Consider the following 2,029-nt stretch of genomic DNA (forward strand, 5'->3'; position numbering starts at 1 on the left):
CCCCCCCCCCCCCCCCCCCCCCCCCCCCCCCCCCCCCCCCCCCCCCCCCCCCCCCCCCCCCCCCCCCCCCCCACTACATGGGTCGGGTTACTTGCGGGTGTAATGCGCGACCAGGCGGTCGCCGAGCATCTGCAGCAGCTGCACCAGGATCAGCAGAACCACCACGGTGACCAGGGCCACGTCGGTGCGGTTGCGCTGGTAGCCTTCGCGCAGGGCCAGGTCACCCAGGCCGCCGGAACCGATCGCGCCGCCCATGGCAGTGAAGCCGACCAGGGCGACGGTGGTGACCGTGGCGGCGGCAATCAGGCCCGGCCGCGCTTCAGGCAGCAGCACCCGGGTAACCAGCTGCCAGGTGGTGGCACCCATCGACTGCGCGGCCTCGACCACGCCACGGTCCACTTCGCGCAGCGCGGTCTCGACCAGGCGCGCATAGAACGGTGCCGCGCCGATCACCAGCGCCGGCAGCGTGCCGAGCACGCCGATCGACTGGCCCATCAGCCACAGCGACACCGGAATCAGCACCACCATCAGGATGATGAAGGGCACCGAACGCAGCAGGTTCACCACGATCGCCAGTACGCCGTAGGCAAACGGACGACGTTTCATCTGCGGCGCGCCAAACACGTACAGCAGCACGCCCATCGGCAGGCCGATGGCCAGGGTCAGCGGCAGCGAGCCGGCCATCATCAGCAGCGTCTCGACGGTGGCCTTGCCGATATCCACCCACTTGTCCGCATCCAGGTGGCGGAAGAAGCCTTCAGCAGTAGCGACGATCATCGACGCAGTTCCTCAACGTGCACGCCGGCGGCCACGAACGCGGCCTGCGCGGCGGACTGGTCACCGCCCACCAGGGCGACCACCAGCTGGCCATAAGGGGTGTCCTTGATCCGGTCGATGCGGCCGGACAGGATGTTGCAGTCGACGCCGGTCTGCCGCGCCACGCTGCCCAGCAGCGGTTCGTAGGTATCGCCGCCGAGGAAGGTCAGGCGCACGATGCGGCCACCGACCACGTCGAAATCGCGGTGCAGCGTGCCCTCGTCCACATGCTCCGATTCGCTGACGAAACGGCGCGTGGTCGGGTACTGCGGGTGCAGGAACACCTGGGTGACCGGGCCGGTTTCCACCAGCTTGCCGGCATCAAGCACGGCCACGCGGTCGCAGACGCGGCGGATGACATCCATCTCGTGGGTGATCAGCACGATGGTCAGGCCCAGCTCGCGGTTGATCTTCGACAGCAGCGACAGCACCGAGGCCGTGGTCTGAGGGTCCAGCGCACTGGTGGCTTCGTCGCACAGCAGGATCTGCGGGCGGGTGGCCAACGCACGGGCGATGCCCACGCGCTGCTTCTGGCCGCCAGACAGCTGCGCCGGATACTTCGCCGCGTGGTCCTGCAGGCCGACGGTCTGCAGCAGCTCGGCCACGCGCGCGTCGATCTCGGCCCTGGCCACGCCGGCCAGTTCCAGCGGGAAGGCGACGTTGCCGGCCACGGTGCGCGAGGACAGCAGGTTGAAGTGCTGGAAAATCATGCCGATGCGCCGGCGCAGCGCGCGCAGCCCGTCGGCATCCAGCGCGGTGATGTCCTCGCCGCCGATCAGCAGGCGCCCGCCACTGGGTTCTTCCAGGCGGTTGATCATGCGGATCAGGGTCGACTTGCCCGCGCCGGAATGGCCGATGATGCCGAACACTTCGCCGGCCTCGATGGTCAGGTCCAGCGGTTGCAGCGCGCTCACTTGGCGGCCGGCAACGGCATAGGATTTGTGCAGGCGCTGGAACTCGATCACGGGCGTGGCTCACCGGCAGGGCGATGGAAGGGGCGTGCAGCCTACCAGCGCCGGCGGTTGCGCGCCTGCGCCTTGGGCCAGAATGTTATTCCTTTTGGTTCTAAGGATGCCGTGAAGCCTCGCAACCGGTAGTGGGGGGGGGGGGGGGGGGGGGGGGGGGGGGGGGGGGGGGGGGGGCGGGGGGGGGGGGGGGGGGGGGGGCGGGGGCGCGCGCGCGCGGCGGGGGCGGGGGGCGGGGGGGGGGGGGG

The 2,029-nt window shown here is 70.6% G+C and carries 2 protein-coding genes; both read right to left on the reverse strand.

Going from position 1 to position 2,029, the window contains the following annotated elements:
* Positions 1-87 precede the first annotated feature (87 nt).
* Positions 88-777: a methionine ABC transporter permease gene (locus tag NQ204_RS19520; protein WP_116865385.1), complete on the reverse strand. Its 690-nt coding sequence runs from the start codon at positions 775-777 to the stop codon at positions 88-90.
* Positions 774-1,781 (reverse strand): methionine ABC transporter ATP-binding protein, encoded by a 1,008-nt coding sequence (locus NQ204_RS19525; RefSeq protein WP_256644700.1) that lies wholly within the window; start codon positions 1,779-1,781, stop codon positions 774-776. Before NQ204_RS19525 ends, NQ204_RS19520 begins: the two co-directional genes overlap by 4 nt.
* Positions 1,782-2,029 lie beyond the last annotated feature (248 nt).

Origin of the sequence: Stenotrophomonas testudinis (genome assembly GCF_024499815.1) — a bacterium.
Lineage (GTDB): Bacteria > Pseudomonadota > Gammaproteobacteria > Xanthomonadales > Xanthomonadaceae > Stenotrophomonas.

Excerpts from the sequence above, each read along its gene's own strand:
- NQ204_RS19520 (WP_116865385.1), bottom strand. The coding sequence starts at position 777 with ATGATCGTCGCTACTGCTGAAGGCTTCTTCCGCCACCTGGATGCGGAC.